Source organism: Tardiphaga sp. GW821-FHT12E02, from assembly GCF_058807155.1.
The window spans coordinates 1-870 of the sequence record NZ_JBXAQK010000008.1 but is presented as its reverse complement, the minus strand read 5'-3'; the positions used below and the strand labels follow the sequence as shown (position 1 = coordinate 870).

1 pseudogene is annotated in these 870 nt (G+C 68.2%); it reads right to left on the bottom strand.

Going from position 1 to position 870, the window contains the following annotated elements:
* Positions 1–802: pseudogene (locus AC1RQ5_RS31055) on the bottom strand (IS630 family transposase); the annotation flags it as partial.
* Positions 803–870 lie beyond the last annotated feature (68 nt).

Genomic DNA, 870 nt, shown 5'->3' with positions numbered 1-870 from the left:
ATCTGCTCGATGGGATTGAAGTCCGGGCTGTAGGGCGGGAGGTAGAGCAGCCTCGCCCCGGCGGCCTCGATGGTCTCACGCACACCTGCCACCTTGTGGGCCTGCAGGTTGTCGAGGATGACGGTGTCACCGGGCTTGAGCGCGGGCACAAGCGTGTCGGCGACGTAGGCCCGGAAGCGTGCGCCGTTGGTGGCGCCGTCGAACAGGGAAGTGGCGCACAGGCCATCGCTGCGCAGGGCGGCGGTGATCGTGGTGGTCTTGTAGTGCCCGTGCGGGACAGCCAGCCGGCAGCGCTCGCCTCGCGGAGCCCGACCGTAGCGGCGTGCCATGTTGGTGGCCGCGGCAGTCTCGTCGAGGAAAACCAGCCTGTCGGGATCGAGGGCGTCCTGGTTCTCGAACCAAGCCTCGCGGGCTGCCCTTACGTCCTCGCGCGCCTGCTCGGCGGCGTGGATCGCCCCTTTTTACGGGTGATGCCACGCCGGGCGAAGAAGCGGGATAGGCTGCTCGTGCTGGTCTGCAGGCCGCGCTCGGCCAAAGCGTCACGCAGTTCGCGCAGAAAGATCGCCGGCCGCGCCTCGTAGATCGTCAGGATCAGGTCGGCCTGCGCCTCGATCCGGTGCGAGGCATGATCGCCGCCCGACGGCTTGGGCGCAAGCTGTCCCTCCTGGCGAAACCGATCCGACCAGCGGCTGGCGCTGGACACGCTGACCCCAAACCGGGCTGCAGCCTGATGACAGGACGCGCCCGCGGCTACGGCCGACACGACACGCTCGCGTAAATCGACGGACAAAGGTGAAGGCATCGCCATCCTCCTTCACCCCTCAACGTCCCGACCCTCCAGCCGTCCCAAACCGCTCGGGCACGGCTCTA